This window comes from Pseudoduganella umbonata (genome assembly GCF_014192225.1).
GTDB classification, from domain to species: domain Bacteria; phylum Pseudomonadota; class Gammaproteobacteria; order Burkholderiales; family Burkholderiaceae_D; genus Rugamonas; species Rugamonas umbonata.
In genome coordinates, this window is record NZ_JACHXS010000005.1 from 120,868 (window position 1) to 146,363 (window position 25,496).

The 25,496-nt window shown below is 66.2% G+C and carries 19 protein-coding genes; 10 read left to right on the forward strand and 9 right to left on the reverse strand.

Annotated features, from left to right (window positions below; all coding sequences use genetic code 11):
- Positions 1-81: 81 nt before the first annotated feature.
- A complete protein-coding gene (locus FHS02_RS14690) occupies positions 82-594 on the forward strand; it encodes a DUF1269 domain-containing protein (protein WP_175424867.1) in 513 nt (170 codons plus the stop codon).
- Between the two features lie 49 nt (positions 595-643).
- Here FHS02_RS14690 and FHS02_RS14695 read toward each other — a convergent pair whose 3' ends face one another.
- Complete coding sequence (locus tag FHS02_RS14695) at positions 644-928, reverse strand: DUF4404 family protein (RefSeq protein ID WP_137315220.1); 285 nt, start codon at positions 926-928, stop codon at positions 644-646.
- A gap of 162 nt (positions 929-1,090) precedes the next feature.
- Here FHS02_RS14695 and FHS02_RS14700 point away from each other — a divergent pair, with 162 nt between their 5' ends.
- Positions 1,091-2,773 (forward strand): alkaline phosphatase D family protein, encoded by a 1,683-nt coding sequence (locus FHS02_RS14700; protein WP_137315221.1) that lies wholly within the window; start codon positions 1,091-1,093, stop codon positions 2,771-2,773.
- Between the two features lie 235 nt (positions 2,774-3,008).
- On the opposite strand, the gene FHS02_RS14705 is transcribed toward FHS02_RS14700, so the two are convergent.
- Together FHS02_RS14705 and FHS02_RS14710 are read right to left on the reverse strand one after the other, a co-directional pair.
- Positions 3,009-5,153, reverse strand: a complete 2,145-nt coding sequence (locus tag FHS02_RS14705) for a M3 family metallopeptidase (protein WP_137315222.1) — start codon at positions 5,151-5,153, stop codon at positions 3,009-3,011.
- Positions 5,153-7,306 (reverse strand): M3 family metallopeptidase, encoded by a 2,154-nt coding sequence (locus FHS02_RS14710; protein WP_307722161.1) that lies wholly within the window; start codon positions 7,304-7,306, stop codon positions 5,153-5,155. The genes FHS02_RS14705 and FHS02_RS14710 overlap by 1 nt, the downstream gene beginning before the upstream one ends.
- 140 nt (positions 7,307-7,446) lie before the next feature.
- Here FHS02_RS14710 and FHS02_RS14715 point away from each other — a divergent pair, with 140 nt between their 5' ends.
- Together FHS02_RS14715 and FHS02_RS31580 are read left to right on the forward strand one after the other, a co-directional pair.
- Positions 7,447-8,451, forward strand: a complete 1,005-nt coding sequence (locus tag FHS02_RS14715) for a GMC family oxidoreductase N-terminal domain-containing protein (protein WP_229422274.1) — start codon at positions 7,447-7,449, stop codon at positions 8,449-8,451.
- 53 nt (positions 8,452-8,504) lie between these two features.
- Positions 8,505-8,750 carry a GMC oxidoreductase gene (locus FHS02_RS31580; RefSeq protein WP_229422858.1) on the forward strand — a complete coding sequence of 82 codons (246 nt, stop codon included), beginning with the start codon at positions 8,505-8,507 and terminating at the stop codon, positions 8,748-8,750.
- Here FHS02_RS31580 and FHS02_RS14720 read toward each other — a convergent pair.
- Positions 8,744-8,956 carry a SlyX family protein gene (locus FHS02_RS14720; protein ID WP_137315223.1) on the reverse strand — a complete coding sequence of 71 codons (213 nt, stop codon included), beginning with the start codon at positions 8,954-8,956 and terminating at the stop codon, positions 8,744-8,746. The two genes, FHS02_RS31580 and FHS02_RS14720, sit on opposite strands and share 7 nt — an antisense overlap.
- A complete protein-coding gene (locus tag FHS02_RS14725; protein WP_137315224.1) occupies positions 8,953-11,025 on the reverse strand; it encodes a UvrD-helicase domain-containing protein in 2,073 nt (690 codons plus the stop codon). Before FHS02_RS14725 ends, FHS02_RS14720 begins: the two co-directional genes overlap by 4 nt.
- 160 nt (positions 11,026-11,185) lie before the next feature.
- On the opposite strand from FHS02_RS14725, the gene FHS02_RS14730 reads away from it, so the two are divergent.
- Positions 11,186-11,668 (forward strand): AtaL-like protein, encoded by a 483-nt coding sequence (locus FHS02_RS14730; RefSeq protein ID WP_137315225.1) that lies wholly within the window; start codon positions 11,186-11,188, stop codon positions 11,666-11,668.
- A 27-nt stretch (positions 11,669-11,695) separates the two neighbouring features.
- Here FHS02_RS14730 and FHS02_RS14735 read toward each other — a convergent pair whose 3' ends face one another.
- The 3 genes from FHS02_RS14735 to FHS02_RS14745 all read right to left on the reverse strand — a co-directional run bounded on the left by FHS02_RS14735 (position 11,696) and on the right by FHS02_RS14745 (position 16,523).
- Positions 11,696-12,808: an HD-GYP domain-containing protein gene (locus tag FHS02_RS14735; protein ID WP_137315226.1), complete on the reverse strand. Its 1,113-nt coding sequence runs from the start codon at positions 12,806-12,808 to the stop codon at positions 11,696-11,698.
- Positions 12,809-12,981: 173 nt separating this feature from the next.
- The gene (locus FHS02_RS14740) at positions 12,982-14,427 is read right to left on the reverse strand and encodes a dihydrolipoyl dehydrogenase (RefSeq protein ID WP_137315227.1); all 1,446 of its coding nucleotides are present in this window, start codon (positions 14,425-14,427) and stop codon (positions 12,982-12,984) included.
- A gap of 62 nt (positions 14,428-14,489) precedes the next feature.
- Positions 14,490-16,523 (reverse strand): primosomal protein N', encoded by a 2,034-nt coding sequence (locus tag FHS02_RS14745; RefSeq protein WP_137315228.1) that lies wholly within the window; start codon positions 16,521-16,523, stop codon positions 14,490-14,492.
- Here FHS02_RS14745 and FHS02_RS14750 point away from each other — a divergent pair.
- A complete protein-coding gene (locus FHS02_RS14750) occupies positions 16,515-16,760 on the forward strand; it encodes a hypothetical protein (RefSeq protein ID WP_137315229.1) in 246 nt (81 codons plus the stop codon). The genes FHS02_RS14745 and FHS02_RS14750 overlap by 9 nt on opposite strands.
- 365 nt (positions 16,761-17,125) lie before the next feature.
- On the opposite strand, the gene hemE is transcribed toward FHS02_RS14750, so the two are convergent.
- Positions 17,126-18,205: a uroporphyrinogen decarboxylase gene (gene hemE, locus FHS02_RS14755; RefSeq protein WP_137315230.1), complete on the reverse strand. Its 1,080-nt coding sequence runs from the start codon at positions 18,203-18,205 to the stop codon at positions 17,126-17,128.
- Between the two features lie 70 nt (positions 18,206-18,275).
- On the opposite strand from hemE, the gene FHS02_RS14760 reads away from it, so the two are divergent.
- From FHS02_RS14760 to FHS02_RS14775, 4 genes are all read left to right on the forward strand, one after another.
- Positions 18,276-20,255 carry a S9 family peptidase gene (locus FHS02_RS14760; RefSeq protein WP_137315231.1) on the forward strand — a complete coding sequence of 660 codons (1,980 nt, stop codon included), beginning with the start codon at positions 18,276-18,278 and terminating at the stop codon, positions 20,253-20,255.
- On the forward strand, positions 20,252-24,427 hold the full coding sequence (locus tag FHS02_RS14765) for a DEAD/DEAH box helicase (protein ID WP_137315232.1): 4,176 nt from the start codon (positions 20,252-20,254) through the stop codon (positions 24,425-24,427). The genes FHS02_RS14760 and FHS02_RS14765 overlap by 4 nt, the downstream gene beginning before the upstream one ends.
- A gap of 85 nt (positions 24,428-24,512) precedes the next feature.
- The gene (locus tag FHS02_RS14770; protein ID WP_137315233.1) at positions 24,513-24,872 is read left to right on the forward strand and encodes a hypothetical protein; all 360 of its coding nucleotides are present in this window, start codon (positions 24,513-24,515) and stop codon (positions 24,870-24,872) included.
- 95 nt (positions 24,873-24,967) lie between these two features.
- Entirely contained in the window at positions 24,968-25,456 is a 489-nt protein-coding gene (locus FHS02_RS14775; protein WP_137315234.1) for a hypothetical protein, read from the forward strand.
- The last annotated feature ends 40 nt before the right edge of the window (positions 25,457-25,496 follow it).

A 25,496-nucleotide genomic window follows, 5' to 3' on the forward strand; every position in this document is an offset into this window, starting at 1 on the left:
GCGCCATTGCAATGCGCGGGCAGCGGCCTATAAAGAATCAATAAGCGAATCCATAAGCTTACGATACAGTGAGGAGAGACCATGCGACGCCGAATCTACTACGTGCTGCCCGACATCCCGTCCGCGCGCGCCATGCTGGACGAACTCCTGCTGGCGCGCATCGAAGAGCGGCACATCCGCTTCCTGGCCCGCGAGGGCACCCTGCCGGACGATATGCCCGGCTGCAGTTTCATGATGAAAACTGACCTGGTCCACGGCGCGCAGCTGGGCATGCTGATCGGCGGCATCGTCGGCTTCGTGGCCGGCTTCCTTCTCGTGCTGATGCCGCCGGAAGGGCTGACGATGCGTACGGCAACGATCCTGCTGATGGCCCTCGGCGGCGCGCTGTTCGGCGCCTGGGCTTCCGGCATGAACGGCAGCGCGATCCCGAACAAGAAGCTGGAACAGTTCGCGGACCGCGTGCAGCGGGGGCAGGTGCTGATGATCGTGGACGTGCCCGTGCGGCGCATGCGCGAGATCGAGGCGATGATCGCCGAGCGGCATCCCGACTTCAATTTCGGCGGCGAAGAGCCGCCCATGGTGGCGTTCCCGTAGTTCCCGGCAGCTTCCCCGCGGTGCTCCGCGGGGGCGCCGCAGTTCCTCGTCAAATTCCCATATTGCCCAGGATACGGGCCAGTTCGCGCAGCGTCGGCTCCAGGGCCGGATGCTTTGCCGCGAACTTCGCCGAAATTTCCTGGGTGCGCTCGGCCAGGCCGTAAGTCGTGGTGCCTTCCTCGCTGACCGCGCCGTCGTCCGCGCGCTGTTCCAGCACGCGCTCGATATCGCCGTCGAGCTGGCGCAGCAGGTCCTGCAACTCCTCATCCACCGGTGCCCCGCTTGCCAGCGCGGCGTGCACTTCGCGCAGCGATGCCTTCAGGTTGTTGTCCATGGCGTTCCTTCCTGAGTAACGATAACGCCACTTATACACCGAATCGGCCGCTTGCGGCCACGCTGCTCACGGCTGAGCAATACTTGCCGTTGCCGATGTCATCAATGGGTAACTTCGGCTGCTTAATATGCGCCGTCTTTCACTTTCGGCAATTGCCCATCCATGACCCAATCGAACGCACGTCGCAAGTTCATCCGCAATTTTTCCGTCGCCCTGTCCGCCATTCCGCTGGCCGCCTGCGGCGGCGACGATGACGCATCCTACGAGAGCATTACCTACGCCCACGGCGTGGCGAGCGGCGATCCGCTGGCCGACCGCGTGATCCTGTGGACGCGCATCTCGGCGCCTTCCGGCGCGGACGATCTCGACGTGGGCTGGAGCGTGGCGGAAGACAGCGACTTTGCGAAAGTCGTGGCGTCGGGCACCACGCGGACCGGTGCGGCGCGCGACTTCACGGTGAAGGTGGATGCGACGGGCCTGTCGGCCAACCGCCGCTACTACTATCGCTTCCGCTGCCAGGGTGTCGATTCGCCGGTAGGCCGCACGAAGACGCTGCCGACCGGCTCCGTCGCGCAGGCACGCTTCGCCGTGTTCAGCTGCTCGAACTACCCGGCCGGCTACTTCAACGTGTATGGCGACGCGGCCAAGTTCGACGATATCGACGTAGGCCTGCACCTGGGCGACTATATCTACGAATACGCGGCCGGCGGCTACGCCTCGCAGAATGCCGCCGCGATGGGCCGCGTGTCGCAGCCGGCCACCGAGATCATCACGCTCACCGACTATCGCCGCCGCTACCAGCAATACCGTACCGACCCGGACCTGCAGGCCGTGCATGCCCGCATGCCGTTCATCACCGTGTGGGACGACCACGAGCTGACCAACGACACCTGGCGCGACGGCGCCGAGAACCACGATCCGGCCACCGAGGGTTTGTGGGCGGCACGCCGCCAGATGGCCATCCAGGCTTACCACGAATGGATGCCGATCCGCCAGCCCGAGGCGGCACGGCCGGACCGCATCTACCGCTCCTTCGACTTCGGCAACCTGCTGTCGCTGCACATGCTCGATACGCGCGTGATCGGGCGCGACAAGCAGCTGGCCTATGCCGGCTACGTGGGCGCCGACCGCAGCTTCAACGCCGCGGCTTTTACGGCGGACGTGACGAATCCGGCGCGCCAGCTGATGGGCGCAGAGCAGACCACGTGGCTGCAGGGCCAGATGGCGAAGTCCACCGCCACCTGGCAGATCCTCGGCCAGCAGGTGCTGATGGCGCGCATGCTGCTGCCGGCGCCGATGGTGCTGGGCACCGTCGGCTACGCGGCCTACTTCGCCATCGCCGCCAAGGTGCAGGCCGGCGTGGCGCTGAGCGAAACCGAGCAGCAGCAGCTGGCCGCCACGCCGGTGCCGTACAACCTCGACGCCTGGGACGGCTACCCGGCCGCGCGCGAGACGGTGCTGGCCATGGCGCGCACGCTGAACAAGAACCTGGTCGTGCTGGCCGGCGACACGCACAATGCCTGGGCCAGCGACCTGGCCGATGCCAGCGGACAGGCGGTCGGCGTGGAGTTCGGCGTGCCGTCGGTCACCTCGCCCGGCTTCGAGAGCTACTTCCCCACCTTCCCCGCGGCGACCGTGGCACGCGGCATGGAACAGCTGATCGGCCCGCTGCAATACGCGGAAACCGGCGCGCGCGGCTTCGTGGTGCTGACCGTCACGCCAACCGAAACCCGTGCCGAATACCGCTACGTGGACACGATCCGCTCGCAGACCTACACGGCATCGGTCGGCAAGGTGCTGCGCATGCTGCCGGGAGCCGCCAACCGCAAGATCGTGGCGGGCTGACGCGCTTCGGAAGTGTTGCCAAAAATCGGGGACTGTCCCCATTTTCTGGAAACTTTTCCCAGAAATGAGAGGCTATCGACACGGTGTGCACTAGCGCGAAATCGGGCCGTCTCACTTTTGGGAATTGTTGCCAAAAAAAGGGGACTGTCCCGGTGTTGTAAAGCGACCAGCGCGGCAGTTGTGGGGGCGAAAAAAAACCGCGCCGGGTGGCGCGGTTTTGCGGGGGTGGAGCGGGTCAGTCGGTCAAGCCGCGCCGTTCCAGCAGCGGCTCGACTTTCGCGTCGCGCCCGCGGAATTCGCGGAACATCTGCATCGCATCCATCGTGCCGCCTTTCGACAGCAGCTTCTGGCGGAACCAGTCGCCGTTCTTGCGCGACAGGCCGCCGTTTTCCTTGAACCACAACACGCTTTCGGCATCGAGCTTCTCGGCCCACAGGTAGCCGTAGTAACCGGCCGAGTAGCCGCCGGCGAAGACGTGCGAGAAGTACGTGGTGCGATAGCGCGGCGGCACCGGCGCGAAGTCGACGCCGGCATCCTTCAGCGCCTGGGCTTCGAATGCCAGCACGTCGGTGGGGACCTGGCTGGCCGACAGCTGGTGCCATTTCTGGTCGAGGATCGCCGCGGCCAGGTACTCGGTGGTGCGGTGGCCTTCGTTGAACTTCTGCGCGGCCAGCACTTTGTCCAGCAGCTCTTTCGGCATCGGCGCGCCCGTCTGGTAGTGCTTCGCGTAGTTGTTCAGGATCTCCGGCCAGGTGGCCCACATCTCGTTGACCTGCGACGGGAATTCGACGAAGTCGCGCGGCACGCGGGTGCCGGCAAAGCGCGGGTACTTCACATTCGAGAACATGCCGTGCAGCGCGTGACCGAATTCATGGAACGTAGTGCGCACTTCGTCGTACGTCAGCAGCGTGGGTTCGCCGTTCGCCGGCTTGGAGATGTTCAGGTGGTTGGCCACCACCGGCTGCGTGCCGAGCAGCTTGCTCTGGCCCACGTAGGCATTCATCCAGGCGCCGCCGCGCTTGTTGCCGCGCGCATAGAAATCGCCGATGAAGATGGACAGCTGCTTGCCGTCGGCATCGAACACGTCCCACACGCGCACGTCGGCCTGGTACACCGGCAAGTCCTTGCGCTCCTTGAACGTCAGCCCGAACACCTTGTTCGCTGCGAAGAACACGCCGTTTTCCAGCACGCTGTTCAGCTCGAAGTACGGCTTCAGTTCGTTCTGGTCGAATGCGTAACGCTCCTTGCTGACCTTGTCGGCGTAGAACTGCCAGTCGTGCGCCGCCAGCTGGAAGCCACCCTCGCCTTTACTCTTCTGTTCGGCGTCGATGACCTTCTGGATATCGGCCGCTTCACGGCGCGCGTTGCGCACCGCCGGCTGGGCGAATTCGGCCAGCAGCTGGTTCACGGCCGTGGTGTCCTTGGCCGTCTGGTCTTCCAGGTGATATGCCGCATGGCTGGCATAGCCCAGCAGCGCGGCGCGCTCGGCGCGCAGTTTCACCAGTTGCAGCACCAGTTCGCGGTTGTCGAACTCGCCGCCGCGGCTGCCGCGCGCCATCGACGCGGCCAGCAGCCGCTCGCGCGTGGTGCGGTTCTTCAGCACCGACAGCGGCGCCTGGCCGGTGGTGTTGACGACCGGGATCGCGAACTTGCCTTCCTGGCCGCGTGCCTTCGCATCGGCCGCCGCCTTGGCGATCGCCGCGTCGGACATGCCGTCCAGCTCTTCCTTCGTGTCGACGACCAGCGCGGAAGCGTTCATCTCCTTCAGCACATTCTGCGCGAACGCCGTCTGCAATTCAGCCAGCTTCGCGTTGTAGGCCTTGAGCTTTTCCTTGTCGGCCGCCGACAGTTTCGCACCGGCGCGCACGTAGTCGGTGTGATAGCGCTCGAGCAGGTATTTCGATTCCGGGTCCAGCTTCAGCTTGTCGCGCTTGTCGTACAGGGCCTTGATGCGGGCGTACATCTTCGGATTGAGCAGCATCGCATCGCTGTGCGCCGACAGCTTCGGCGCAAGGGTACGGTCCAGCGCCTGCAGCGTGTCGTTGGTGTTGGCGCCGTTCAGGCTGAAGAACACGGTCGATACGCGGTTCAGCAGGCGGCCCGAGCGTTCCATCGCCACGATCGTGTTTTCGAACGTGGGCGCGGCCTTGTTGCTGGCGATTTTTTCGATCTCGGCGGCTTGCGCCTTCATGCCTTCGTCAAACGCCGGCGCGTAGTCGGCATCGCCGATCCTGTCGAACTGCGGATATTGCAGCGGCAGCGTGCTGGGCGCGGCGAACGGATTGGCGGCCGGCAGCGCGGCCTGGGCCTGGCCGGCGAAGGCCAGGCTGGCGAAGGCCAGGCTGACGGCGGAGGTCATCAGTTTCGGGTATTTCAACATTATTCCTTGGTTGGCTGGACATTCAGGCCGCGGCGTTCCAGCAGCGGTTCGATGGCGGCATCGCGGCCGCGGAAGTTGCGGAACAGTTCCATCGCATCGGCGGTGCCGCCGCGCGACAGCAGCGTCTTGCGGAACCAGTCGCCGTTCTTGCGTTGCAGGCCGCCGTTTTCCTTGAACCACAGCACGCTTTCGGCATCGAGCTTCTCGGCCCACAGGTAGGCGTAGTAGCCGGCCGAATAGCCGCCGGAGAAGCTGTGCGAGAAATACGTGGTGCGGTAGCGCGGCGGTACCAGCGCGTAGTCGACGCCGGCTTCCTTCAGCGCGGCCGCTTCGAAGGCCAGCACGTCGTCCGGCACCTGGTCCGGCTGCAGCTGGTGCCATTTCTGGTCGAGCAGCGAGGCGGCCAGGTATTCGGTGGTGGCAAAGCCCTTGTTGAACTTGCGCGACGCGGTGATCTTGTCCAGCAGTTCCTTCGGCATCGGCGCGCCGGTCTGGTGGTGCTTCGCATAGTTGGCCAGCACTTCCGGCCACACGGCCCACATCTCGTTGACCTGCGACGGATACTCGACGAAATCGCGCGGCACGCTGGTGCCCGAGAAGCGCGGGTACTTCACGTTCGAGAACATGCCGTGCAGCGCATGGCCGAATTCGTGGAACATGGTCGTGACTTCATCGAACGTCAGCAGCGTCGGCTCGCCGGCCGGCGGCTTGGGAATGCTCTGGTGGTTGCCCACCACCGGCTTCTCGCCCAGCAGCGACGATTGCGACACGTATTCGTTCATCCACGCGCCACCCTGCTTGTTCGGGCGGGCGTACAGGTCGGCCAGGAAGATCGCCAGCGGCTTGCCGTCGGCATCGGCCACGTCGAACACGCGCACGTCCGGGTCGTAGACCGGCAGGTCCTTGCGTTCCTTGAAGGTGATGCCGTACAGCCTGGTGGCGGCGAAGAACACGCCGTTCACCAGCACGTTGTTCAGTTCGAAGTAGGGCTTGAGCTGCTTTTCGTCGAATGCAAAGCGCTGGGCGCGCACCTTATCGGTATAAAAATCCCAGTCGGCCGCCGTGACGGGGGCGCCGGCGATCGCCGCCAGGTCGGCGCCTTCGCGGCGCGCATTGTCGACGGCCGGTTTCGCCAGCTCGGCCAGCAGCTTGTTGACGTTGGCCGTGTTCTTCGCCGTCTGGTTGGCCAGCGAATAGGCGGCGAAGTTTTCATAGCCCAGCAGGCGGGCCTGTTCGGCGCGCAGGCGTGCCAGTTTCTTCACGACTTCACGGTTGTCGAACTCGCCGCCGCGGCTGCCGCGCGCCAGCGATGCCGCCATCAGCCGGGCACGCACCTGTGGATTCGTCAGCTCGGCGAGCGGCGGCTGGCCGGTGGTGTTCTGCAGCGGGACCAGGTATTTACCCTTCAAACCCTTCTCGTTGGCCGCGGTGGCGGCGGCATTGATCGCCGCTTCCGGCATGCCGGCCAGCTCCTCGCGCGTATCGACGACCAGCGCGGATGCGTTGATTTCCTTCAGCACGTTCTGCGTGAAGGTGGTCTGCAGGGTGGCGATCTCGCCGTTCAGGCGTTTCAGCTTTTCCTTGTCCTGCGCCGACAGTTTCGCGCCGGCCAGCACGAAGTCTTCGTGATAGCGCTCGATCAGGTAGCGGGATTCGGCGTCCAGCCCCAGCTTGTCGCGCTTTGCGTACAGCGCATCGATACGCTTGAACAGTTGCGGGTTCAAGTGGATCGCATCGCTGTGCGCGGCCAGCTTCGGCGACATCTCGCGGTCGATCGCGTCCAGCTTGTCGTTCGTGTTGGCGCCGACCAGGTTCGCGAAGGTGCTGTGCACGCGGTGCAGCGTGCGCCCGCCCCGCTCCATCGCCACGATCGTGTTCTCGAAGGTGGGCGCCGCCTTGCTGTTGGCGATGCGGTCGATTTCCTTCAGTTCCTCGGCCATGCCGGCCTGGAACGCTGGCAGGAAATGCTCGTCGCGGATCTGGTCGAACTGCGGATAATGCAGCGGCAGCGCGCTGGCTTTGAGCAGAGGATTCATCGTGGGCACCTGGGAAGCCGCCTGTGAAGCCGCCTGGGCGGCTGGCGCGGCATGCGCTGCCGGGATGATGGCCAGCGCAAGGCTGGCCGCGAGAACGAGCATACGTGGAGGGGTCATATCGTCTTTCGATTAACCGTTGCAGCCGGCGAGATCGTCGCCGGCTCCGTGTCGGGAAACGCCTGCCCGGTGGCAAGCATGAAGGCAAGATAATAATGCAAACCGCGCTCCCCGCTCCAGCAGCGTGTAGCATGGCGGCCATGGCTTCCTTCCACCCCCATTACGACGCGATCGTCGTCGGCAGCGGCCCCGGCGGCGCCAGCGTGGCGCGCACGCTGGCGGCCACCGGGGCGCGCGTGCTGATCCTGGAACGCGGCAGCGCCGCGCCGGTGGCCGGCACGCTGACGCAGATGACGGCCATGGCGGCCATTCCCGGCAAGGGCGCATTCTTCCACCGCGACGCTTCGCTGCTGGTGCGCGGCGTCACGGCGGGCGGCAGTTCCACGATCAACTTTGCCACCGCGGCGTCCCCGCCCGCAGCCTTCGCACGCCTGGGCATCGACCTGGCGGACGACGAACGGGCGCTGCGCGCCGAACTGCCGCTCGGTCCGCTGCCCGACGACCTCATCGGACCGATGGCGCGGCGCATCATGACGGCCGCGCAGGACGCCGGCCTGGGCTGGCGCAAGCTGGACAAGATGATCCGCCCCGCCCTCTGCCGCACCGGCTGCTGGCGCTGCATGTATGGCTGCCCGTTCGGCGCCAAGTGGACCGCCCGCGATTTCCTGGACGAAGCCTGCCGCCACGGCGCGCAACTGGTGGCCGATGCGCGCGTGGAGCGGGTGATCGTGGAACATGGCCGCGCGGCGGGTGTGGAAGTCACGGTCGGCGGCACGGTGCACGCGGTGCGTGCGCCCGTGGTCGTGCTGGCCGCCGGCGGCATCGGCAGCCCGCGCCTGCTGCACCGCTCGGGACTGGCGCCGGCCGCCGTGCCGTTCTTCAGCGATCCGGTGGTGGCGGTGATGGGCAGCGTGGACGATCTCGACGGCGGCGCCGAGGTGCCGATGGCGGCCGGCCTGGCGCTGCCTGGCGAGGGGATATCGTTCGCCGACCTCGCGTTGCCGCGGCCGATGTACAGCGCATTCGCCGCCCAGGTGGGCCGCTTCGACCGGCTGCACGCCCATGCGCGCACACTGTCGATCATGGTGAAGATCGCCGACGAAGCGGGTGGCGCCGTCGCCCGCGCTGGGTCGACAAGACGCTGACGGCGCCCGACAAGGCCAGGCTGGACCGCGGCACGGCGCTCGCGCGCGACATCCTGCGCCAGGCCGGCGCGAAGCATGTATTTAGCAGCCATCACTTTGCCGCGCACCCGGGCGGCACCGCGGCGATCGGCACGGTGGTCGACAGCAAGCTGCAAACCGGCACCGCCGGCCTGTTCGTCTGCGATGCCGCCGTACTGCCGGCGCCGTGGGGCCTGCCGCCGACTCTTACGCTGCTGTGCCTGGGCCGGCGGCTGGGGCGGCAACTGGCCGCCGCTACCGGGATGACGGGGAATCAGTAATGCGGTGGCCGTTCGTTGAGCGGCGCCTGGGCGGTGTCGCGCGTGCGCATGTGCTCGATCAGCCGGGCGACCATCGCTTCGAGCTGGTCGATCTGCTTTTGCTGTTCGTAGACTCGGGCATTGAGCGACTCGACCAGGTCTTCTTGGTGGGCCAGCTTGATTTCGATGTCGACGAAGCGCGACTCTTGTTCTTCTTCCGGGTTCACGTGATTTCCTTTGGTTTCGAGGTGGCCAGCAGTTCCTTCATGCGGGCCAGGCGTTCGCGCGGCGAGATCACCTCGGTTTCCTTCGGCGGCGCATCGCCCACGTCCAGCTGCATCTCGGCGATGAAGCGGGAAACGTCGCAGTGTACCTGCTCGCCGGCGCGTTTTCGTTTCTTGCACCAGGTGAGCTGCAGCGTGCGCTGCGCACGCGTGATGCCCACGTACATCAGGCGGCGCTCCTCCTCGATGCGCTGGGCCAGCGTTTCGACCGGCGCGTCCGGATCGCCCTTGTGCGGCAGGATGCCCTCCTCCACGCCGACCAGGAACACGTGCGGATACTCCAGGCCTTTCGACGCGTGCAGGGTGGACATGCGGATCGCATCCGGGTCTTCGTCCTTCCCTTCGAGCATCGACATCAGCGCCACCATCTGCGTCAGCTCCAGCACGTTCTTTTCCTCGCCGTCGCGGTCCTTGCCGCCGCGGCCCCGGTCCTTCAGCCAGCCCATGAAATCGAGCACGTTCTGCCACCGGCTCTGCGCGGCCCGCTCCTCGAGCGTGTCGTACAGGTAGTGTTCGTAGTGGATCGCTTCCATCATGTCGTCCAGCACCTGGGCGGCGTTGTCGCCGCTGCCGGCGGCACCGGGGCGGCTGGCGCGCGATTCCAGGTCGTTGATGAAGTTGCAGAAGTCGCGCAGCGGCTGCAGCTGGCGGTCCGTCAGCTTTGCCTCGATGCCGCCCTTGAACACGGCCTCGAACAGCGAGCATTGCCACTGGCCGGAGAAGGCGCCCAGCACTTCCAGCGTGGACTGGCCGATGCCGCGGCGCGGCGTCGTCACGGCGCGGATGAAGGCGGGATCGTCGTCCTGGTTGGCCAGCAGGCGCAGGTAGGCGATGATGTCCTTGATCTCGGCCTTGTCGAAGAAGCTCTGGCCGCCCGAGATCGTGTACGGGATGCGCTGGTTGCGCAGCGCCTGCTCGATGATGCGGGCCTGGTGGTTGCCGCGGTACAGGATCGCATAATCCGACCATTTATTGCGGCGCTCGAAGTGGTCGGCCGAGATCATGATCGCCACCTGGTCGGCCTCCTGCTCGTCGTTGGCCATCGCGTGCACCTTGATCGGTTCGCCCAGGCCATGCTCGGACCACAGCGCCTTCTCGAACAGCTTCGGGTTGTTCGAGATGACCGCGTTGGCGGCCTGCAGGATGCGGGTGGTGGAGCGGTAATTCTGCTCCAGCTTGATCAGGCGGAGGTCGGGGAAGTCCACCTGCAGGTTGGCCAGGTTCTCCACCGAGGCGCCGCGCCACGCGTAGATCGCCTGGTCGTCGTCGCCCACCGCGGTAAACATCGGCTTCTTGCCGATCCCGGTCACCATCAGCTTCAGCAACTCGTACTGGCAGGTGTTGGTGTCCTGGTATTCGTCGACCAGCAGGTAGCGCAGCCGGCGCTGCCACTTGTCGCGCACCGGATCGTTGTCGCGGAACAGTTCCACCGGCAGGCGGATCAGGTCGTCGAAGTCGACCGCCTGGTAGGCCGACAGCGTGCTCACGTAGCTGGCATAGATGCGCGCCGACTGCGCCTCGTCTTCATCCTTGGCGTTGCGGATCGCCAGTTCCGGCGTCACCAGCGCGTTCTTCCACAGCGAGATGTCGTTCTGGATGCGGCGGATCAGCCCCTTGTCGGTGGTGAGCGCCATGTCCTGCACCAGCGAATAGCAGTCGTCGCTGTCCATGATGGAAAAGCGGTCCTTCAGGCCCAGGTGGTTGGCTTCCTGCCGCAGGATCCTCACGCCCAGCGAATGGAAGGTGGAGACCGTGAGCTGCTTGGCCTGCTTCGGCTGCTTCAGCAGCTTGGCGACCCGTTCCTGCATCTCCAGCGCGGCCTTGTTGGTGAACGTGAGGGCGGCGATGGTGCGGGGGTCGTAGCCGCGTTCCTCGATCATGTAGGTGATCTTTTGCGTGATCACGCGTGTCTTCCCGGAGCCGGCGCCGGCCAGCACGAGGGCGGGTCCGTCGAGATACAGCACGGCTTCGCTTTGCGGCCCGTTCAGGCCGAATCTGGGTGCATTGGACATGTTGAAAGAGGATCAAGTGCGGGGTTGAAAGCGGGGTTGCAGGCGCCGGCGAGACAAGCACGGCCGAGCACGCAAGCCCGCCATTCTAACGCCTTGGCATTGATATTTCCGGCTCCGGAGGAATATAGTGGCATTCGGCTCACGACATTCTTGCCACGCTATGAAATTCGAACATCTGATAGAAATCAACGATCCCATGAACCCGTTGATCGATTCCCTTACCCACGAGCAGGTCTGGCGCGGGCTCGTGCTGCGCGCCGAATCGCCCAAGCTGTTCGTGCCGCACCTGGACGAGGTGCGCATCGGCGAGCGCACCAGCAAGGGGTTCAAGCGCACGCAGCGCTATGGCGACCTGGTGATCGAGGATACCGTGGTGCTGGAATACCCGAACCTGATCCGCTACGAGGTGGCCGCGCAGGGGGAGATCAGCAAGTCGAGCCTGACGATGACGATCGAATCGCATGGCCAGGAGCGCCTGTTCGTGCGCTTCGAATACGAGGATGCGCACAACGCCCGCGAAGACGAGGAAAACGCGATGTTCGACGAGTTCCGCCGCTCGGCCTACCAGGAATCGGATATCGACACGATCCGCGTGCTGCGCGAACTGGCCGAAGAAGGCCGGCTGGATGCGACATTGAACTGACAAAACCCCGGAGCGCCTGACAAAGCCTCAGGGCAGCGCCGTCCTGCCCCATACCTGGTCCATCCGGATGGTGGCATCGACCTGGTCGGCGCTGAGCACGTCGCGGATGCCGGACAGGTCGGCACGCGTGTCGCGTTGCAGGAACACGTCGAGCGGCGCGCCGCGCGGGCCGATGAACGTCTGCACGTACGGCGTCGTCGAATTCAGGCCGCGGCGCGACACGACACCCACCTCGCCGTTGAGCAGCCGCACGAAGGTGCCGACGGGGTAGATGCCCAGTTCGCGGATCAGCACGGCGCCCAGCTGGGTATCCAGCGCATGGCGCGCATCGAGCAGGATATCGCGCAGCGCCGCGTTCGGCAGCATCGCCTTGCGGTAGGGCCGGTCCGAGATGCGCGCGCAATAGCGGTCGGCCAGCGCGATCAGCTTGGCCGGCAAGGCGATCGCATCGCCCACCAGCCGGTGCGGGTAGCCGCTGCCATTCTCGTTTTCATGGTGCGACAGGACGCAGGACAGCCACACCGGGTCGCTCACGCCGGCCTGGCGCAGCAGCGCCACGCCCCGCTCCGGGTGGCTGCGCACGAGCGCCCTGTCCTCTTCGGTCAGCGCGCCGCGATCGTCGTGCAGCCCCAGCATTCCCACGTTCATCGTCAGCGCCGCCAGCGACATCGACAGCGTTTCGGCAGGCGACAGCTTGACCGCGCGCGCCAGGATCTGCGCCACCACGGACGTATCGATGCAATGCCGTACCGCATACGCCGCGGCACGCTGGTTGTGCAGGATGCAGGCCGCGGCCACCTCCGAATTGATGTCCACGGCTTGCGCGACGAGCAGCGCCACCTGCTCCAGTTCGGCCTGCACGCCGCCGCCGCCGGCGGCGATCCGGTGCAGCAGCGGCGCCAGCTCCGCGACCGCGTGGTTCAGCAGGCGCAGCACGGATGGCGGCTCGGCGCTGGCTGTCTTCGCAACGGATAACGCCGGATCGTCGATGAAGCCGCGGTCGACAAGGTTGTTGGCCTGCGCATCCGAAGACGGCATGAAGCCCTTGCGCACCAGCAGTGCGCCGTTTTCGCCGTACACATCCCAGGCGAGCAGTTCGCCCACGCGGATGTCGCCGCTGCTTAGTCGCCGTATCGTCATGTTGCCCCCAAATATTGCCTGCGCGTATCACTCTAGGATGCACGTGCATTTCAGCTTTTGCTTTATATCAATAGTCTATAGCAATAAGGTAAGGCACCGACCATGTCCTTGAGGAAAATCAAGCGACATTGCTGAAAGATTCACACCAGTTTCGGCTCCGCTTATGTTCCTTCTTATGTTCCCGGCGTGCAGTCCGGGCAAGGCTGCAGCGGCTCCGGCGGCGGATGCTTCAACGCCTCGGCCAGGTCGCGCAGCGCCGTGCGCACGCCTTCTTCGACGACCGGGTGGTAGAACGGCATCTCCAGCATCGCGGCCACGGTCAGCCCGGCCTGCACGGCCCACGCCAGCAAGTGGCCGATGTGCTCGGCGCGCGGGCCGATCATTTCCGCTCCCAGGAAACGGCCGCTGCCATACTCGCCGTACACGCGCAGCATGCCGTGGTTTTGCAGCATGACGCGGCTGCGGCCCTGGTTCGCGAACGACACTTCGCCGACGGCAAAGCGGCCCTCATGGCTGTGGGACAGCGCGCGCCAGCCGGCACCCAGGGTGGCGATCTGCGGCTCGGTGAAGGCGATCGCCAGCGGCGTGCGGCGCAGGCCGGGCTGCACGTCCGGGTACAGCGCGGCATTGTGGCCGGCGATTTTTCCCTGGTCGGCCGCTTCCGGCAACAGCGGCAACTCGTCGTTGGCGTCGCCGGCGATGAAGATCGGGCTGGTGCCGCATTGCATCGTGGTGTGGTTGTACAGCGGCACGCCGCGGCGGTCGCGCTCGATGCCGGCCAGGTCCAGCCGCAGCGCCTGCACGTTCGGCGCGCGGCCGATCGCCACCAGCACATGGTCGTAAAGCTCGCGCTGCTCGTTGCCGGCGGCGTCGCGCGTGACCAGCGCCAGTGCCTCGCCTTCCGGCTGTACCGACACCACCTGGGTCTGGAAGCGTATGTCGAGCTCCTGCTTCAGCACCCCGGTGGCCTCGGCCAGCACGGCCGGGTCGCTCAACTGGGCCACGCTGTTGCCGCGGGCGTACAGCGCGACGCGCACGCCGAGCCGGTGCAGCGCCTGGCCCAGCTCCAGCCCGATCACGCCGGTGCCGATGACGGCCACGGATGCCGGCAGGTCGGTCCAGTCGAACACGGCATCGCTGTGGATCACGCGCGGCCCCGCGCGTGCCCATTCCTCGGGCACGACCGGCGTCGATCCGGTGGCGATGACGATCCGTTCGGCATGCACTTCGGTATGGTCGTCGACCAGCAGGCGATCGGGTGCCGCGAAGCGGGCATAGCCGCGGATCTTGTCGGCGGCCGGCAAGCCCTCGATATTCTCGACGACGAAGCCGACGAAGCGGTCGCGCTCGCGGCGCACGCGCGCCATCACGGCCGGGCCGTCGATCCGCACGGTCCCGGCATGCACGCCGAAGCCGGGCGCCACCTGCAGCGCATGGGCGGCCTCGGCGGCCGAGATCAGCAGCTTGCTGGGCATGCACCCCACGCGTGCGCAGGTGGTGCCGTAGGGTCCGCCTTCGATCAGCACCGCATGCTTGCCGGCCGCGCGCGCGGCCCGGTAGGCGGACAGGCCGGCGCTGCCGGCGCCGATGACAGCCACATCGCAACGAATCGTCTTCATAGTTCCTCCAGGAATGCTGACGGCATCGTACACCACCGAACCCGGCAAGCTGCGTCCGGCGCTCAGATATCGACCGGGTCCACTTCCAGCGACCATTTCACGCGCGACTTCATCTCCCGCAGCCGCGCCATCCATTCTTTCAGGAAGGCCTGCAATGCCGGCCGCGATGGCGACTCCACCAGCAGTTGCGCGCGGTCGACGTTGTACACCCGCGTCATGCTCATCGGGATCGGATCGTTGATCGTGATGCCCTCGACGATATCCTCCCCCTGCAGGCAGTCGCGGGCGGCCTGCAGGAATTCCAGCGCCTTGGCCAGTTCCGGCGCCTCGGCCCGCAGCATGGCCTGGTACAGGTAGGGCGGCAGGCCGGCCTGCCCGCGCTCGGCCAGCAGCGCGCCGGCAAAACGGTCGTAATCGTGGTTGACCACGGCGCCATACAGCGGATGTTCGGGGTAGCGGGTCTGCACCAGCACTTCGCTGGCGCTGCCGCCTTCGGCCTGCGCGGTGCGGCCGGCGCGGCCCGCCACCTGCATCAGCTGCGCGAACAGCCGTTCACTGGCGCGGTAATCCTGCGAGAACAGCGCCGTGTCCGGATTGAGGATGCCGACCAGCGTCAGCTTTTTGAAATCGTGGCCCTTGGCGACCATCTGCGTGCCGATCAGGATATCGACGTCGCCGCGGTGCACCGTATCGAATGCTTCCTGCGCGCTGCCCTTGCGGCGCGTGGAATCGGCATCGATGCGCAGGATGCGCGCTTCCGGGAACATGGCCTGCAGGCCTTCCTCGATGCGCTGCGTGCCGCGCCCCAGCGGCTGCAGGTCGATATTGCCGCAGGTGGGGCAATGGCGGGGAATGCGCATTTCCAGGCTGCAGTGGTGGCAGCGCAGCTTGAACTCGCCCTTGTGCAGCACCATGAACGCGGTGCAGCGCTGGCAGTCGCTGACCCAGCCGCAGGAATCGCAGCAGATCACCGGCGCATAGCCGCGCCGGTTCAGGAACAGCAGCGATTGTTCGCCCCGTTCGAGCCGCAGTTTCAACGCATCGATCAGGGGCGTGGTCAGGCCGTCGCGCGGCTTGTCGTGCTCCATGTTCACCAGTTTCACGGCCGGCAGCACGGCCTGCTTCACGGCGCGTTCGCGCAGCTCCAGCTTGCGGTAGCGCCCGGATTGCGCGTGGTGCCAGCTTTCCAGCGACGGCGTGGCCGAACCCAGCACGACGGGGATCTTCAGTTGCCAGGCACGCCACACGGCCAGGTCGCGCGCCGAATAGCGCAAGCCTTCCTGCTGCTTGTACGACGGATCGTGTTCCTCGTCGATCACGATCAGCTTCAGGTGCGGCAGCGAGGCGAGGATCGCCAGGCGCGTGCCGAGCACGATGCGGGCCTGGCCCTGGTGCGCGGCCAGCCAGTGCAGCATGCGCTCGCCCTCGGCAAGGCTGCTGTGCAGCGTGGCCACCATGACGCCGGGGAAGCGGGCACGGATGTTCGATTCCAGCTGCGGTGTCAGGTTGATCTCGGGCACCAGCACGAGGATCTGCCCGTCCGGCTCGCGCGCCAGCACCTGGGCGCAGGCTTGCAGGTACACCTCGGTCTTGCCGCTGCCTGTCACCCCGTACAGCAACAGCGGCGCGAATCCCTGCGCGGCGCCGATCGCATCGGCGGCCTGTTGTTGCTCGGGATTGAGCACCGGCATGCCGGCCGGCGTCGGGTCATGCCCGGGGTCCAGCTTCGCCAGTTTCTTGATGGCGCGATCCAGCGCCACGGTGGTCGGCAGGCGCAGGTTCTTCGGTACGCCCGGCAGCGCTACCTCGCCCAGCGGACGCTGGTAATACTCGGCCGCGAAACCGGCCAGCGCCAGCCATTGCGCCGGCAGCGGGGCCAGTTGCGTGCGCACCGCCAGCGCATCCTTGAGCTTTTCCTCGGGTACATCGGTATCGTCGGCAACGCCGACGATGATGCCGACGACCTCGCGCGTGCCGAACGGCACCAGTGCAAGGTGGCCTACCTGGGGCCGTGCCGTCTCGACGCACGGCCAGCGATAGTCGAACACCGCATGCAGCGGCGTGTCGAGTGCGATCCGGAGTATGCAATGCGGCATCAGATCACCGGTGAACTATCCACAAATTCTGGGGATAACTTTGTGGACATTGACGTTGTAATTGATGGAAACCGGCGTTACCGAGCCAAAGATGAAGCATGGAAACGTCAAATTTCACAATTTTTTTCTTTTAAAATCAGTTACTTAAAAATAGCCCCAGAGAGCACCGAATTTGCAGGAATTTTTAATCTTGCTGTGCATAAGTCACCTGTGCTCAATCGCCTGATCGATCGATGACAAGGTAAATCGGCCGGCGAAACCGGCTATTTTACCAAGCAGGCTCTTCCATGACGAGCGCCATTGCCTGCTTAAAATTCGTGCAGCGCCGCATAAAAAAGCTTAAGTCGCGGTTTACTAAGCGCTTTTGTCAATTTTCCACAGTTTTTGTGGATAACTTTGTGGAGAATGCCCCGACAACATTGGAACAGGGCGGGGATAAGGTTTACTTATCGCAAAGAACACTAACTTTCATCCGGGATTTTACCCAGTCAAATCAAGCACTTGTGTTTTTTGCCGCAGCCAAACTTTCCCAGTTGCCTTTTACTTTGGCAACCAGAAAAATTGTGCATAAGTCGGGTTTGCCTGCTGGCTGGAACGGCGATTCAGCCGCCGATACGCAGGTTGCGGCTATGGGAATGCACCGTGTCCACCATCACGGCCACGGACTCCGGCGGCGTGAATTGGGAAATGCCGTGGCCGAGGTTGAAGACGTGGCCGGTAGTGTGGGGGCCGTAGGCGTCGAGCACGCGGCACACCTCGGCCTGGATCTGTTCCGCCCCGGCAAACAGGATGGCAGGATCGAGGTTGCCCTGCAGCGCGACCTTGTCGCCCACCGCGGCGCGCACCTTGCCGATGTCGGCAGTCCAGTCCAGGCCGATCGCATCGGCGCCGATCGCGGCGATTTCTTCCGCCCAGTGCGCGCCGCCCTTCGTGAACACGATCGCCGGAATGCGCACGCCGTCATGCTCGCGCTTCAGCTGCGCCAGCACGCGCTGCATGTAGTGCAGGGAGAACTGCTGATAGGCGCCGTCGGCCAGCGCGCCGCCCCACGAATCGAAGATCATCACCGCCTGGGCGCCCGCCTCGATCTGCGCGTTCAGGTACTCGGCCACCGCGCGCGCATTCACGTCGAGGATGTGGTGCATCAGGTCCGGCCGGCTGTACAGCATCTTCTTGATGGTGTGGAACTCGCGCGACCCCTGGCCCTCGACCATGTAGCAGGCCAGCGTCCACGGACTGCCGGAAAAGCCGATCAGCGGCACGCGGCCGTTCAGCGCGGTGCGGATCTGCGTGACCGCCTTGAACACGTAGTCGAGCGAGCCGGGTTCGGGCATGCGCAGCGCCTGCACGTCGGCCTCGGTTTTCAGCGGCCGTTCGAACTTCGGGCCTTCGCCTTCGACGAAATACAGGCCCAGGCCCATCGCGTCGGGCACCGTCAGGATGTCGGAAAACAGGATCGCCGCATCCAGCGGGTAGCGGTCGAGCGGCTGCAGCGTGACTTCGGTGGCCAGGTCCGGATTGGTGGCCAGGCCCATGAACGAGCCCGCCTTCTCGCGCGTGGCCTTGTATTCCGGCAAGTAGCGGCCCGCCTGGCGCATCAGCCACACAGGCGTGTAATCGGTCGGCTGGCGCAGCAGCGCACGCAGGAAGGTGTCGTTCTGGAGCGGGGCGAATTGTGGCATGGATGGCAATGAAAGGCGGGACGAAAGAAGGTATTATCGCATCCCCCCGTTCTTTTCACCCGTCCCGGAAATGACCGCTCAAAGCTCCTTGCAAACCGCTTCCTTCGGTACCTGGCCGTCGCCGATCGGCGCCGCCATGGTGGCCGCCGGCGCCACCCCGCTGTCCTCCATCGCAGTGCACGGCAACGATATCCTGTGGCTGGCCGGCCGCGCCAGCGAAGGGGGGCGCAACACGCTGCTGCGGCGCCGCGCAGGGCGGGTGGACGAGCTGACGCCCCTGCCGCTGAATGTGCGCAGCCGCGTGCACGAGTATGGCGGCGGCGCCTATGCCGTGGAGGGCGACACCGTGTTCTTTTCCCATGCCGGCGACAACCGGCTGTACCGGAAAGATGGCAGCGCGAACGCGGTCCCCTTCACCGCCGAAGGCCGCCAGCGCTTCGCCGATTTCGTCGTCGACCGTGCGCGGGGCCGGCTGGTCGCCGTGCGCGAGCAGCATCCGGCCAGTCCAGCCGACCCGGCCGCCCATGCGCAGCCGGAAAACACGCTGTGCGCGGTGGCTTTCGACGGCACTGAAACGGTCCTGGCGCAGGGGCACGACTTTTATTCGTCGCCGCGGCTGTCGCCGGACGGCCGCCAACTGGCCTGGCTGACGTGGGACCATCCGCGCATGCCGTGGCAGGGCACCGAACTGTGGCTGGCCGAGGTGGCGGCCGACGGCACGCTGGCCGCACCCACCCTGGTCGCGGGCGGCCCTGAAGAGGCGGTCTGCCAGCCCGAATGGTCGCCGGACGGACGGCTGTACTTCGTTTCCGACCGCAGCGGCTGGTGGAACCTGTACCGCCACGGCGACCAGGCCGGCCAGGTCGACGCCATCTGCCCGCTGGCGGCGGAATTCGCCGGCCCGCAGTGGACCTTCGGCAACGCCATGTACGGCTTCCTGTCCGCCGGCGAAATCGCCTGCACGTATATCGAGGAAGGCGTCAGCAGGCTGGCGCGCCTGGCGATCGGCACCGGCAAACTGGAGCCGATCGCCAACCCGTACCAGGAAATCCGCGAACTGCGTACCGGCGACGGCTTCATCGTGGTGCTGGGCGGCAGCCCGACCATCCCGGCCGAGATCGCGCACATCGATCTGGGAAACGGCGTGGCCAACGGCGAACCGCAGGTGCTGGCCCGTTCGATCGAGACGCTGCCGGACGCCGGCTACCTGTCCGTTCCGGAGAGCATCCGCTACCCCAGCGCGCAAGGCCGAACCGCGTACGCATTCTTCTACCCGCCACACAATCGCGACTGCGCCGCGCCGGCCGGTGAAAAGCCGCCGGTGATCGTGATCGGCCACGGCGGCCCGACCGGCATGGCGGCCAGCACGCTGAAGCTGGCCACGCAGTTCTGGACCAGCCGCGGATTCGGCGTGCTGGACGTGAACTATGGCGGCAGCACCGGTTTCGGCCGCGCTTACCGCGACCTGCTGAAGGGGCAATGGGGCGTGGTCGACGTGAAGGATTGCGTGGCCGGTGCGCGCTGGCTCGTCGACCAGGGCCGCGCCGACGGCGACCGGCTGATCATCCGCGGCAGCAGCGCCGGCGGCTATACCACCCTGTGCGCGCTGGCCTTCCATGACGTGTTCAAGCTGGGCGCCAGCTACTACGGCGTTTCCGACCTGCAGGGGCTGGACGACGATTCGCACAAGTTCGAATCGCACTACAACGAATACCTGATCGCGCCGCAGCCGCAGGCGCGGCAGGTGTACCTGGAACGCTCGCCCAGCCACCACGCCGACAAGCTGGCACGCCCGATGATCTTCTTCCAGGGCCTGGACGACATGGTGGTGCCGCCGCAGCAGTCGGCGGCGATGGTGCAGGCATTGCGCGAGCGCGGCGTGCCGGTCGCCTACGTGGAGCTGGAAGGCGAAGGACATGGGTTCCGCAAGGCCGAGACCATCGTGCGCACGCTGGAAGCCGAGCTGTATTTCTACCGCCGCATGTTCGGGCTGCACGATACTGCGGCACCTGCGCCGGTGGAGATCCATAACCTGGACGGCGCGGCATGAACGACCGGGCTTTGCAGGACCAGTCATTGCAGGATCAATTCGGCGCGCTGCATCGCCACGAAAAAACCGTGCTGGCGCTGCTGGCGCTGGTGGGCGAGCCGATGGGCAAATCGGCGGTGCACGAGCACATCGCCAAGCTGGACCTGCAGGACGACGACGGCCATTCCATCAGGCAGGCCGCCAGCGACGAGATGCTGTTCCACCTGGAACGCCTGGCTTTCACGAGCCTCGTCGTCGGCCGCGGCTATGTCTGCAATGCCAGGCTGCGCTGGCCGGCGATCCGCGCCGCCATCAGTGCCCACATGCTCGGCGACATCTGCCAGGCCTACGAAGCGGTCACCCCGATGCGCCGCAGCTGGGATGGCACGCCGGAACCGCGCAGCTACCGGCACGGCGTGGCGCGGCTGCGCATGGCACTGCTGCGCGGCCAGCCGCCGCAGGACGTGGCGCCGCTGCTGGCGGCCTGCCTGCGCTCCTACGAAGCGGCGCAGCTGCACCCGATCGTCGACATTTTCGCGCGGCCGTTCGAAGCCGGCATGCTGCTGCTGGTGCACCCGTCGATGCAGGACGACATCCTGATGCTGCTGCTCCAGCATGCGCAGCGCGAGCCGGCGCTGGCACCGCCCGTGCGCGGTGCCGCCGAGCGCCACTTCGACCGCCGGCACAAGGCTGGCGACGACGTGTCGGGCGCGTTGCGGCTGGCGCTGGGCGAGGACGCGATCCTGTCCGGCAACCTGCCGCAGGCGGTCGCGTATCTGGAAGCGGTGCAAAGCCCGCTGGCGCTGTTCCATGCCAGCGCGCTGATGCTGCTGCGCGGCCATGTGGCCGATGCCGTCTCCGGCTTCGAAAACGCGCTGAAGTCGATCCGCCGCGAAACGGGCAAGCGCAAGCAGGTGTTCGCCGGCTTCGGCGGCTACCTGTACGTGCTGGCGCTGCTGCGCGCCGGCGATGCGAAAGCACTGAAGACGGCCGAAAGCTACCTCGAGGTGGCCGTGCACGCGCAGCAGAATCCCGACAGCAATACCTACAGCATGCTGTCGATGCTGCGCCAGGTGCGCGCCGGCACGCTGCAGGCCGACGTGGTGTTGTCCCGCGCCTGGGATACGCCGCTGCAGGCGCAACTGTTCCAGGCGCTGGTGTACTGGTGGCTGGGACTGCCGCAGCTGGAAAAGCGCCGCGCCGAATTGCAGGACCTGGCGCAGAACGCCGGCGCCGCCGGCTACACTCTCATTGCCGCGCAGGCGGAAAGCCTGCTGGGGCACCTGGGCGACGAAGCGGCCGAAGCCCGCGCCGGCGACATGCTGGCGGCGCTGGGCCTGCCGGACATGGCCACCTGGTTCGAGCGGCAGGAAGGCTGGCAGCGCCAGCTCGACGCGCTGATCAACCTGCACCAGCTGGCGTCGCCGGCCGCGAGCGAGACGCGGCTGGTGTGGATGATCACCTGGAGCGACCGCTCCGGCATCGGCGAACTCGAACCGCGCGAACAGAAGCGCAGCGCCAAGGGCCAATGGAGCAACGGCCGCCCGATCGCGCTGAAGCGGCTGGCCGAGGATGCGGCGGAGCTGGATTTCCTGACGGCGCAGGACGTCCGCCTGAGCACGCACATCGCGCCGTCGCGGCAGGCCTATTCGTCGGGCCTGCGCTACGACATCGATCCGCTCGAGGCCCTGCCGGCGCTGGTCGGCCATCCGCTGGTGTTCTGGATGGACGCGCCGGAAACCCGCGTGGAGATCGGCGGCGGCGAGCCGGAACTGCTGGTGCAGGAGACCAAGGGCAAGCTGCGCCTGTCGCTGCACCCCAGCCTGTCCAGCACCGACCGGGTCGTCACGCTGCGCGAAGCGCCGAACCGTATCCGCGTGATCGCCGTCAATGACGAGCACCGCCGCATCGCCACCATCGTCGGCGATGGCCTGACGGTGCCGCTGCATGCGAAGGACCAGGTATTGAAGGCGATCGGCACGGTGGCCGCCAGCGTGACCGTGCAATCGGACATCGGCGGCGGCAGTGCCGGTGCCGGCGCGGCCGATGCCGATATCCGCCTGCACGTGCACCTGCTGCCCTACCAGCAAGGCTTGCGGATGCAGGTGCAGGTGCGCCCCCTGCCCGATGCGGGACCCTACTATGCGCCCGGCGCGGGGGCCGAAACCGTCATCACGGACGTCGGCGGCAAGCCGGTGCAGGTGCGCCGCGACCTGGCCGGCGAGCGCGATGCCGAGCGCCAGCTGGTGCTCCGGTGCACTGCGCTGGAAGGGGCCGAGCAGGAACACGGCGAATGGCTGATCGGCCAGCCGGCGCTGTGCCTGCAACTGTTGACGGAACTGCAGGAACTGGGGCCGGAGCGCGTGCTGGTCGGCTGGCCCGAGGGAGAAAAGTTCAGGGTCTCGCCGACCCTGCATACCAAGCAGCTGAAGCTGTCGATCAAGAGCAAAAAAGACTGGTTCGCCGTCAGCGGCCAGCTGCAGGTGGACGAAGAACGCGTGGTGGACCTGCGCTCGCTGCTGGAGCTGATCCGCGCCGGCAAGAGCCGCTTCATCGAATTGAAGGACCGGCAGTTCCTGGCCCTGTCGGAAGAGCTGTACCGGCGCCTGTCGGAACTCGACGCCTATGGCGAGGACGACGATGCCGGTGCGAAAGTCCATCAGCTGGCCGCCTTCGTGCTGGAAGAACTGGCTGGCGAAGTGGGCGGCCTGGAAGCGGACAGGCTGTGGCGCGAGCATATCGCCCGCATCGCCGCCCAGGCGGAATACCGGCCGCTGGTGCCGTCCACCCTGCAGGCCGAGCTGCGCGACTACCAGCGCGAAGGCTTCGAATGGCTGGCCCGGCTGGCCCACTGGGGCGTGGGCGCCTGCCTGGCCGACGACATGGGCCTGGGCAAGACGGTGCAGGCGCTGGCACTGGCGCTGCTGCGCGCGCCGCACGGTCCGGCGCTGGTGGTGGCGCCCACGTCCGTGTGCCTGAACTGGGTCAGCGAAGCGGCGCGCTTCGCCCCGACGCTGAACGTGAAGCTGTTCGGCAGCGGCGACCGGGCGGAAATGATCGACAACGCCGGCCCGTTCGACCTGGTGATCGTCAGCTACGGCCTGCTGCAGCTGGAATCGGAGCGGTTCACCAAGCCGCGCTGGCATACCATCGTGCTCGATGAAGCGCAGGCGATCAAGAACGCCGCCACCAAGCGCTCGCAGGCCGTGATGGCGCTGTCGGGCGACTTCCGCATGGCCTGCACCGGCACGCCGCTGGAAAACCACCTGGGCGAATTGTGGAACCTGTTCCGCTTCATCAATCCGGGCCTGCTGGGATCGCTGGACCAGTTCAACCTGCGCTTTGCCGGGCCGATCGAGCGCCAGCAGGACCGCAAGGCCGAAGTGGGCGCGCGCAACCGGCTGCGCCGGCTGATCGGGCCGTTCATCCTGCGCCGTACCAAGGCGCAAGTGCTGACGGAACTGCCGGCGCGCACCGAGATCGTGCTGGAAGTGGATCTGTCGGCGGAAGAAACGGCGCTGTACGAATCGCTGCGCCGCGAGGCGCTGGACAAGCTGGCCGCCATCGATGCGCCGGCGGACAGGAAGTCGATCCAGATCCTGGCCGAGATCATGAAGCTGCGGCGCGCCTGCTGCAATCCGAACCTGGTGGCGCCGGAACTGAAACTCGACAGCAGCAAGCTGGCCGCGTTCGCCGAGCTGCTAGGCGGCCTGCTGGAAAACCGGCACAAGGTGCTGGTGTTCAGCCAGTTCGTCGACCACCTGGGACTGATCCGCGCCCATCTCGACCGCAACGGCATCGCCTACCAGTACCTGGACGGTTCGACGCCGCCGGCGGTCCGCAAGGCCCGCGTGGATGCGTTCCAAGCCGGCGAAGGCGACGTGTTCCTGATCAGCCTGAAAGCGGGCGGCGTGGGTATCAACCTGACCGCGGCGGACTACGTGATCCACATGGACCCGTGGTGGAATCCGGCCGTGGAAGACCAGGCTTCCGACCGGGCCCACCGGATGGGCCAGCAGCGCCCCGTGACGATCTACCGGCTGGTGGCGCGCCACACGATCGAGGAAGGCATCGTCGACCTGCACGGGCACAAGCGCGAGCTGGCCGACAGCCTGCTGGACGGCAGCGAAATGGCGGCGCGGATGAAAGCCGAGGACATGCTGGCGATGCTGGAGGAAGGGCTGCGGCGTTAAAAATTTTCCTGAAGCTAACGGGACGCTGCCGCCGGCCAGCCTTCGCTATGATGATTGCAATCACCTATCCCACCAGGAGAACATCATGGCCGACACCCTGCTACGCGTATTCGACAGCATGGAAGTGGCGGAGCAGGCGCGCGAGGCGCTGATCGCCTCCGGCATCGCCGCTTCCGCCATCTCCATGAACATCCATGAAGATGAAGCCGGCCCCGTCGAAGGCAATTTCGTCGTCGACCTCACCGAAAAACCCACGCCGTCGTTCGACAATCCGAACCGGCAATCCGCCAATAGCGAAATGCGCACGCCGGTCCAGCGCAGCAATTGCCTGCTGCAGGTAGAGGTGGACAACGACCGCGACGGCACGCGCGCGGCCGGCATCCTCGACCGTTTCGCCGGCCGCGACCATGCCGAGCGGCTGGACAGCCGGCAGGGACCGGTTTGAACGGTGACCGGTTGACCTGCTTGACCGGTTAGCCGGCGAAGCGCCTGCCCGCCTGCCCCTTTCCCGAAACGGCCGTTCCATGCAATCATCCGGGCATGGAACGACACAAGGAAACCGACCTCTCCGCCGCCACGCACGGCATCCCGCTGTGCCGCAAGGCCTGGACCGCCTACATCCCGCCCTTCCTGATGGCGGTGATCATGGTGTTCGTGCTGCGGCTCGCTTTCAATCATTCGCAGCTGGCCGCCGCCGGCGTACTGGCCGCGTCCACGCTGCTGATCGGCTACCGGGTATTGCTGATCCGCAGCGTGCAGCTGTATTACGACGACACGGGTGTCTGGCTGTATTCCGGCGTGCTGCCGTGGCAGCGCGGCGTGCGCGGCATCAAGTGGCGCGACCTGGACGGGGCGTCCTACGTGCAGTCGTTCCGCAGCTGGCTGCTGCGCTCGTGGAAGGTCCGCGTGTCCCACCGTTTCACGGATGCCAATGACATCGTACTGTCCGACATGGCGCGCGGCCGCGAGGCCGTGACGCTCATCAACGAGCGCCACCAGCAGGCGCTGCGGGACGACCGGCTGGCGTGAGGGTTTGTACCGTCGTGTAACATGCCGGGTCCAGGCGGGA

What these genes read in the sequence shown, in the direction of transcription:
- FHS02_RS14690 (WP_175424867.1), top strand. Translation starts at nt 82, where the DNA reads ATGCGACGCCGAATCTACTACGTGCTGCCCGACATCCCGTCCGCGCGC.
- FHS02_RS14695 (WP_137315220.1), bottom strand. Translation starts at nt 928, where the DNA reads ATGGACAACAACCTGAAGGCATCGCTGCGCGAAGTGCACGCCGCGCTG.
- FHS02_RS14700 (WP_137315221.1), top strand. Translation starts at nt 1,091, where the DNA reads ATGACCCAATCGAACGCACGTCGCAAGTTCATCCGCAATTTTTCCGTC.
- FHS02_RS14705 (WP_137315222.1), bottom strand. Translation starts at nt 5,153, where the DNA reads ATGTTGAAATACCCGAAACTGATGACCTCCGCCGTCAGCCTGGCCTTC.
- FHS02_RS14710 (WP_307722161.1), bottom strand. Translation starts at nt 7,306, where the DNA reads ATGACCCCTCCACGTATGCTCGTTCTCGCGGCCAGCCTTGCGCTGGCC.
- FHS02_RS14715 (WP_229422274.1), top strand. Translation starts at nt 7,447, where the DNA reads ATGGCTTCCTTCCACCCCCATTACGACGCGATCGTCGTCGGCAGCGGC.
- FHS02_RS14725 (WP_137315224.1), bottom strand. Translation starts at nt 11,025, where the DNA reads ATGTCCAATGCACCCAGATTCGGCCTGAACGGGCCGCAAAGCGAAGCC.
- FHS02_RS14730 (WP_137315225.1), top strand. Translation starts at nt 11,186, where the DNA reads ATGAAATTCGAACATCTGATAGAAATCAACGATCCCATGAACCCGTTG.
- FHS02_RS14735 (WP_137315226.1), bottom strand. Translation starts at nt 12,808, where the DNA reads ATGACGATACGGCGACTAAGCAGCGGCGACATCCGCGTGGGCGAACTG.
- FHS02_RS14740 (WP_137315227.1), bottom strand. Translation starts at nt 14,427, where the DNA reads ATGAAGACGATTCGTTGCGATGTGGCTGTCATCGGCGCCGGCAGCGCC.
- FHS02_RS14750 (WP_137315229.1), top strand. Translation starts at nt 16,515, where the DNA reads ATGCGGCATCAGATCACCGGTGAACTATCCACAAATTCTGGGGATAAC.
- FHS02_RS14745 (WP_137315228.1), bottom strand. Translation starts at nt 16,523, where the DNA reads ATGCCGCATTGCATACTCCGGATCGCACTCGACACGCCGCTGCATGCG.
- hemE (WP_137315230.1), bottom strand. Translation starts at nt 18,205, where the DNA reads ATGCCACAATTCGCCCCGCTCCAGAACGACACCTTCCTGCGTGCGCTG.
- FHS02_RS14760 (WP_137315231.1), top strand. Translation starts at nt 18,276, where the DNA reads ATGACCGCTCAAAGCTCCTTGCAAACCGCTTCCTTCGGTACCTGGCCG.
- FHS02_RS14765 (WP_137315232.1), top strand. Translation starts at nt 20,252, where the DNA reads ATGAACGACCGGGCTTTGCAGGACCAGTCATTGCAGGATCAATTCGGC.
- FHS02_RS14770 (WP_137315233.1), top strand. Translation starts at nt 24,513, where the DNA reads ATGGCCGACACCCTGCTACGCGTATTCGACAGCATGGAAGTGGCGGAG.
- FHS02_RS14775 (WP_137315234.1), top strand. Translation starts at nt 24,968, where the DNA reads ATGGAACGACACAAGGAAACCGACCTCTCCGCCGCCACGCACGGCATC.